Consider the following 7,005-nt stretch of genomic DNA (forward strand, 5'->3'; position numbering starts at 1 on the left):
TATGAGAAGAATCATTTCAATGATCGTGGTGGCGCTTTCGCTGGCGCTGCCATTTCAGGCGGCGGCCCAGGACCTGTCAGAGGACAGGGTGCGCGAACTGGTCCTGGAAACCATCCGGGAGAACCCCGAGATCGTGATGGAGGCCATCGCGATCTTGGAATCCCGGCAGGCCGAGGCTCAGGCTGCGTCGCAGGCCGAAGTGCTCGCCCGGGAACGCGACACGCTGGAACGCGATCCCAATGCGCCGGTTCTGGGCAATCCGGAAGGCGACGTCACGGTGGTGGAGTTCTTCGACTACAACTGCCCCTATTGCCGTCGCGCCAAGCCCGAGATCGAAGCCCTGCTCGAGGCCGATGCGAACGTTCGGCTCGTCTATCGCGAATGGCCGATCCTCGGCGAGGGGTCAGTGTTTGCTGCCCGCGCCGCGCTGGCGGCGCGCGAACAGGGGCTCTACGAGGAATTCCATTGGGCGATGATGGGCATGAACGGTCGCGCGGAGGAATCCTCCGTCCTCCAGATTGCGGAAGACATCGGTCTCGACATCGCGCAATTGCGTCGCGACATGGAAGCACAGGAGATCGACGCGCACATCCAGACATCGATGCGCCTGGCGCAGGCCCTCGGCATCACGGGCACGCCATCTTTCGTGATCGGCGACGCCCTTGTTCCCGGTGTCTTGGATGCGGAGCAGTTGCGAACGCTTGTCTCCGATGCACGGGAACCGGAACAATGATTGCGCTTGGGAAAAAGGGCCTGACGCGGCGCCATTTCATCGTGACCGCATCCGCCCTGTTCTCGCCGCCCGTCGCGGGGCCGCTTCTGGCCGATACCTGGCCGAGCGAGGCGCAGAAGAGCGCTTGGGATGCCGAGGTGACACCGCCCTTCTTCGACCTGGAGACGTCCAATCCCTGGGGCCTCGATCCGCGTTTTCTTCCGCAACGAGTCGTGGCCCGTGCTGGCCTTGTTCCGGGGAACATCCATGTGGATGCGATTGCGCGCTACCTCTATCACATCGAGGACGGCGGGACGGCTATGCGCTATGGCGTGGCCATCGCACGCGGCAACCTCTACGAGCCCGGCACCTACACGATCCGGCGCAAGGTCCGTTGGCCGCACTGGACGCCGACGCGCTCGATGATCGAGCGGGATCCGGAACTGTATGCGGATGTCGAAGACGGCATGGAGCCGGGCCCTGAAAATCCGCTTGGGTCTCGGGCCTTGTATCTCTACGTCGGCGAACGGGACACCTACCTGCGCATTCACGGCTCGCCGGAGCCCCGCTCCATCGGGGGCCGTGCGAGTTCGGGCTGTGTGAGGATGGTCAATGCCCATATGATCGCGCTCTACCCGCTGGTCGAAACCGGCGTGACAGCGTATCTGCATCCGCCGGAAGACTACGTGAGCGCACAGAGTTGAGTACCGAATTCGGGGCGCCCGAGAGCAGCCGGCGAACCCACCGCGCGAAAGGACCGGACTTGGGACGAAAATTTTTCAACAGCTTTGTGTTGCCGGCCATTCTGAGCGGATGCACCGCCGTCGTCGGCACCGAGGACACGGAGCCCGGTACCATTCCCGAACAGGTTGCTGCCTTGGCAGCCCCTTACCAGAATGTCTCGACGGCGCGCCTTTTGCCGCGCGACGGATGTTACTGGTATCTTCACCAGGGGCCGGTCGAACCAACCCTATTGCCGCTCAGAACCATCGACGGGCGACCGATCTGCTCTGCGCGAGAGTAGAAAGCGGCGTCATGGTTGAAATCAAATTTCCCGGTCGACTCTCAACCTACAGACCGCGCGGCGCGGCGTTGCGACAGCTCGCGACAGAGCGCTTCCCTCGTGACGCCGAATTCGGCGGCCAGGCCGAGCGACGATTGATGGGAGAAGCGCAAGACGCAATTCTAGAATAAGTGAAAACAATGGCTTAGGGTGGAGAACGTCCGATCCCGGTCGCGTTCCCTCCGCCACCCAGACCTGTTGGTTTCTGGTCTCTGTTCAAGTCCCACAATTAGTGCCGTGTTTCCGGCGGTTAGCGTCGGCGTTTCGCATTGGAGACGCTGGCTGGCGCCGCTTGTGGGCGCGAATGCCGGGCCGGTCTCCGGGCGGTTGATTTTGCGGTGCCGTTTGGCAAGAACAGGGAATTATCAGGGTAGACTGTTTGTCTGCGACGGTCTTGAGCGTTCAGCTCCCTGATTTTGCGCGGGATTTGAGGGGCTTGGCAGCGATTTCCCTGCTCAAGAATAACAGGGAAATCAATTCGGGTGATCAGGGAAAGAATTTGGCGTAACAGGGAGTTGAATTGGACTTTACAGGGAAGTGGGGGGTCAGCTTGAAAACCCCAAATTTTGGCGCTGTTCGTCCCAGTCCAGTGCGACGCCTGCTCTGACCAGGCGTTCCAAGGTGAGGTCACAGGGCTGCTTTCCTGCAAGGATCGCCGCTTGAATGTCCGGGGACAGGAAGGCGAGGCGGGACCGGCGTCGGATATGGCTCTGGGCCAGCCCGGTGGTGCGGGTGAGATCGGCCAGTTGGGTCCCTGATCTTAGCTGCACAGACCAGTGATGCGCCTCGGCCAGTGCGTTGATGAGGGTCGCATCCGGACCAGTATCGCTGTCGCCCACCATTGAGCTCGTCACAATTTTTATCTCGGATCCGCGGCGACGCATTATGTGCGACGTGGCAACCCGGTGAAGATCGGGATCAAGCGCAATTTCGGCAACCGCAAGCTGGGTGGCCAGAACAGTGCGGTCAAGAGTCAGGCTCAGGCCCTCGCGTGTGACTTTACCGTCCACGATCAGGTCAGCGATCAGGGTTGGGCTGGACAGAATCTTATCTGCAAATGCGTTTGCGCGGGCGGCGAGTGGCATGAGGTCTGCCGCATCGACGGCTACGCCGAGTTGATATTTATCGGCTGCCCGACGCAGGTGATCCGCAACTGACCCGACAACCCTGCGCTCGAGCGGCGCTGCAGGGATCCGCCAGCCGCTGGGATCGGCCCCACCAGAGATCAACCGGTTGGAGACATAATAGCGGTAGCGCCGTCCAGACCTGACGGTGTGGGTCGGGGTCAGGCGATCCCCGGTCTCGTCGCGCAAGAGCCCGGTCAACAGGTTTGCTGGCAAGGGCGTGCTGGACTGGTCGGCCCGGACCAAGTCTTCATCTGAGGTCGCGGCGCCTGACCCGGGGCTGCTGGCCGAGCGGGATCGGGGTCGACCGCTGGCGGTCATCAAGGCGGTCTGAACGTCCTGCCAAAGGACATCGTCGATGATAGGCGGATGTTTACCCGGATAAACCTTCTCCTTGTGCCGGATCCGACCTCGGTAAACCGGATTGGTCAGCATGTAATGGAGTTGCCCTCGACTGAAGGTCGGGGGGGTGTGGGCGCGCCCTGAGGCAAGACGCCCTTGTCTCGGGCGAAGGCCCCGCTGGTGTGCTGCGATCTCCAGGGTCTTGAGGTTTGGCGCATCTGCATAAAGTTGAAACAGCGCCCGGACCGTCTCGGCTTCCGTCGGGTTCACGACCAGCTCGCGTCGATCCTTGTCCGGGTGGCGGTCATAGCCCAGTGGCAAGGTGCCGCCCATCCAGAGCCCCTTCTTCTTGGATGCAGAGATTTTGTCACGGATGCGTTCAGCGGTCACTTCACGTTCGAACTGGGCGAATGAAAGCAGGACGTTGAGAGTGAGCCGCCCCATCGAACTGGAGGTGTTGAAGGCCTGTGTGACGGAGACAAAGGAACAGCCCGCCGCGTCAAGTCGCTCGACGAGGCGCACGAAGTCGGCGAGGGATCTCGTGAGCCGGTCGATCTTGTAGACGACGACCATCCTGATCCGCCCCGCTTCGATCTCGGTCATCAACCTTTGAAGTGCTGCGCGCTCAAGGGTGCCGCCAGACAGGCCGCCATCATCGTATCTGTCGTTGACCAGGCGCCATCCTTCATGTCGTTGGCTGGAGATATAGGCGGCACAGGCCTCATGTTGAGCATCGAGCGAGTTGAACTCCTGGTCCAGTCCTTCGTCTGACGATTTGCGGGTGTAGATGGCACATCGGATATTCGGTTTGCCGGACATCCCGTCACGCGCCTCTGCCGGGTCTCAGTCCGAAGAAGCGGGGGCCCGACCAACGCGCCCCGGTAATCTCGCGGGCGATTGCCGAAAGCGACCGGTAGGTTCGGCCTTGCCAGATGCAACCAGTATCGGTGACCTCGACGTGGTGGACCGTGCCATTCCATTCGCGCACCAGCCGCGTGCCGGGTGGCGGTGCAGATGACAAGACGGGGCTTGCCGAGGCGCCGGCGGCTTTTTGGGCTGTCATGCGCTCGAGCGCCTTGCGGAGTTTTGGCGCAATGCCGCCCCGCCGTTTGGCTTGCATCTCGAAGGCGATGTATCGGCGCATCAGATCCCGGCTCATCTTCGGGGGCGGAGTTGATTTGAACGTCTTGGTCCAGAGAGTGACCAGACCCTGACGATCTGCGGTATGGAGATCTTCGATGGTGTTCATGAGCTGTTACCTGCTTGAAGTGTGCGGGCGCCGCGCCCGGTACTGGCGCGAGCCCGGTTGGCCGGGCTCGAGGACACCAACGCTCGGAGCGGCGCGACAGTCCAGTTCAAAGGTGGTGTTAAAAACACTCTGTGATGGATGCATTTTTTGGCGTGGTGCTCAAGGCGCGAGGCCGGCGGGAGGGCGCGACGACGACCTGGTCAATCTTCGTTCGGGTCTTCAGGGAGTGTCGCGCAAAGCAATGTAAGACTATGGCCGTTACGTCCGATCCGGACCTGCTCGAACAGCTCCGCAACCTCGGCACGCGTCCAGGCGATGGCGGCCACTTCGGTCATGGGCGACAGGCGCTCGGCGCCGCTGGCAAAGGCCCGAGCGGTCTCACTCTGCCCGCACACCTGTGTGCCATTCGGCCGGTCGATCCATGGGAAACCTTCGCCTCTCACGATATAGCGGATCCTGCCATTGTGACAGGCGACAAGAGCCAGTGTCTCGTCGTGATGATCGATCAGGACCCGTCCTGCTGCTGCAAGGCTGATGTCGAGAGACTGCCGCATCGCGAGCATGACCTCGATTGAAGGCTCTGTCGCGACAAAGGAGCGGATGAGCGACGGTGGTGCCAGGAGGTTTGCGGCGGGTCTTGTCAGAGCAACTTCGCTTGAGGCGGGGCGGGGCGCCCGCTAGCATCCGACCATGAGCGAACTTTTCCCGTTCAAGTACTTCAAGACGAGCCCCGAAATCATCCGCCTCGCGGTGATGCTGTACATCCGGTTACCGCTGTCGCTCCGGAACGTGGAGGATCTGCTGCATGAGCGCGGCGTCGATGTCAGCCACGAAACCGTGCGGTTCTGGTGGCATCGATTTGGTCCGATGTTTGCCGCCGAGATCCGAAAGCGGCGGATCATGGGGATGAAATCGAGCCGCTGGCGATGGCACCTGGATGAGGTTTTCGTCAAAATCAACGGCGAACGACATTATCTCTGGCGGGCTGTGGATCACGAAGGCGAGGTCCTGGAAAGCTTTGTCACAAAGGCCCGCGACAAGAAGGCAGCCTTGAAATTCTTAAAGAAAGCAATGCGAAAGCACGGTAAACCCACGGTGATCGTAACGGACGGGCTGGCATCGTATGGGGCGGCTCTGAAGGAAATCGGCGCTGCCGACAAACAGGAAACTGGCCGCTGGCTGAACAACAGGGTGAAGAATTCACACCTGCCGTTTCGACGACGGGAGCGTGCGATGCTCCGTTTCAGGTGCATGCGAACTTTGCAGAAATTCGCGGCCGTCCACGCCTCAGTTTACAACCTCTTCAACTCGGAACGCAGCCTCTACGCCAGACCGAATTTCAAGCTAAATCGCGCCGCTGCTCTGGCCGAGTGGCGCGGTCTTTGCGCGGATTAAGCGACAACCATCCTGCCCATTCGGAGACTGGTTCGAATTCGTCTGACAGCACCGGGGGGAGGGGGAGCGATGAAACGTGACGACAACCCCATGAGCGCGGCTAATGCGGCGGGCAGGTGCACGGCAAAATCAAAGCGGACGGGCGAGACGTGCAAAGGGCCAGCGGTCTCGGGCTGGCCTGTCTGCCGGTTTCATGGTGCATGCGGCGGGCACAAGGCCGGGCGGTCTCACCCGTCTTGGAAGCACGGGATGCGGTCTCGGGAATGGATCGAGACCCGAAAGGCGATCAACGAGCTGGTGCGCGAGGAACGAGAGATCGAGAAGCTGATTAGATGAAGGTAGCCTCTGGGCTTCTTTTGTGTTCCGACTGAGGGACTTGCTTGGTGGCATAGCTTTGGGGGGTAAGATGAGGGCACAACTACTGCTATGTGGGGCGGCACTTGCACTGGCGGCTTGCGTCGACTCGACTACTACACGGCTGTCGCAGAACAGAGTTCAAATCGATGTCTCCGCAGCTCCGGTTTGTCGAGGTGCTGATGCGAGGCGGTTCGCAAATCATCAAGCTGCCCTAGAAACACTTCGTCTAGGCTACGATCGGTATATTGTTTTGGGTTTTCAAAGCCAGGACAACACAAGGGTCGTCGGCGCAAACTTCAATCCCAATGGCTTTGGTGGTGTCACCGCGACGCCGATCATCGGTGGTTCCGAGGACGCATCGATAATCGTTGAGATGTATCAAGAGGGACGGCCAGGCAGCGGCAACGCGCTCAGTGCGAGAGAAGCCCTTGGTCCGAACTGGCAACAGATCGTCAGCGAAGGACTGCCCGACACCTGCACCTAACAGATTATCTTGAACTCCTGATTGGTCCTTGCCTGGAGTAGCCCCCTGAAAGTGGTCCACCAACTGGGATAGATTTGTCCCGCAATTGGAGGATCAGCGAAGGCTGGGAAACGAGAGAAGCCGGAAGAGATTGTATCGAAGCTTCGCCAAGTTGAGCTGCTGCCGGTTTCGTGGACAGCAGGTTAAGCTAGCATAGCGCGAGCCTCGAACTCCATGGGGCTGAGGTAGCCCAATTTGGAGTGCCGTCTGCGCGGGTTGTAGAAGCGCTCGATGTAGTCG

9 protein-coding genes are annotated in these 7,005 nt (G+C 60.6%); 5 read left to right on the forward strand and 4 right to left on the reverse strand.

Features of this window, described 5'->3' with window-relative positions; translation table 11 throughout:
- Position 1 precedes the first annotated feature (1 nt).
- From ROA7023_RS20645 to ROA7023_RS20655, 3 genes are read left to right on the forward strand one after another with little or no spacing between them, the layout of a single operon-like run.
- The gene (locus tag ROA7023_RS20645; RefSeq protein ID WP_085880887.1) at positions 2–733 is read left to right on the forward strand and encodes a DsbA family protein; all 732 of its coding nucleotides are present in this window, start codon (positions 2–4) and stop codon (positions 731–733) included.
- A complete protein-coding gene (locus tag ROA7023_RS20650; RefSeq protein WP_085880888.1) occupies positions 730–1,416 on the forward strand; it encodes a L,D-transpeptidase in 687 nt (228 codons plus the stop codon). Before ROA7023_RS20645 ends, ROA7023_RS20650 begins: the two co-directional genes overlap by 4 nt.
- A gap of 59 nt (positions 1,417–1,475) precedes the next feature.
- Positions 1,476–1,736: a hypothetical protein gene (locus tag ROA7023_RS20655; RefSeq protein WP_121095725.1), complete on the forward strand. Its 261-nt coding sequence runs from the start codon at positions 1,476–1,478 to the stop codon at positions 1,734–1,736.
- 584 nt (positions 1,737–2,320) lie between these two features.
- Here the strand turns inward: ROA7023_RS20655 and ROA7023_RS20660 are convergent.
- The 3 genes from ROA7023_RS20660 to ROA7023_RS20670 all read right to left on the reverse strand — a co-directional run bounded on the left by ROA7023_RS20660 (position 2,321) and on the right by ROA7023_RS20670 (position 5,053).
- Positions 2,321–4,060, reverse strand: coding sequence for a recombinase family protein (locus tag ROA7023_RS20660; protein ID WP_085880889.1), 1,740 nt, complete (start codon positions 4,058–4,060; stop codon positions 2,321–2,323).
- Positions 4,061–4,064: 4 nt separating this feature from the next.
- Positions 4,065–4,490 carry a DUF2924 domain-containing protein gene (locus ROA7023_RS20665; protein ID WP_085880890.1) on the reverse strand — a complete coding sequence of 142 codons (426 nt, stop codon included), beginning with the start codon at positions 4,488–4,490 and terminating at the stop codon, positions 4,065–4,067.
- Positions 4,491–4,690: 200 nt separating this feature from the next.
- On the reverse strand, positions 4,691–5,053 hold the full coding sequence (locus tag ROA7023_RS20670) for a hypothetical protein (RefSeq protein ID WP_085880891.1): 363 nt from the start codon (positions 5,051–5,053) through the stop codon (positions 4,691–4,693).
- A gap of 127 nt (positions 5,054–5,180) precedes the next feature.
- On the opposite strand from ROA7023_RS20670, the gene ROA7023_RS20675 reads away from it, so the two are divergent.
- Both ROA7023_RS20675 and ROA7023_RS24120 read left to right on the forward strand, forming a co-directional pair.
- Complete coding sequence (locus ROA7023_RS20675) at positions 5,181–5,885, forward strand: IS6 family transposase (protein ID WP_085880892.1); 705 nt, start codon at positions 5,181–5,183, stop codon at positions 5,883–5,885.
- Positions 5,886–6,291: 406 nt separating this feature from the next.
- On the forward strand, positions 6,292–6,726 hold the full coding sequence (locus ROA7023_RS24120) for a hypothetical protein (RefSeq protein ID WP_143535689.1): 435 nt from the start codon (positions 6,292–6,294) through the stop codon (positions 6,724–6,726).
- A gap of 182 nt (positions 6,727–6,908) precedes the next feature.
- Here ROA7023_RS24120 and ROA7023_RS25715 read toward each other — a convergent pair.
- A partial coding sequence (locus ROA7023_RS25715; protein WP_370739256.1) for an IS3 family transposase occupies positions 6,909–7,005 on the reverse strand: 97 nt, incomplete at its 5' end.

This window comes from Roseisalinus antarcticus (genome assembly GCF_900172355.1).
GTDB classification, from domain to species: domain Bacteria; phylum Pseudomonadota; class Alphaproteobacteria; order Rhodobacterales; family Rhodobacteraceae; genus Oceanicola; species Oceanicola antarcticus_A.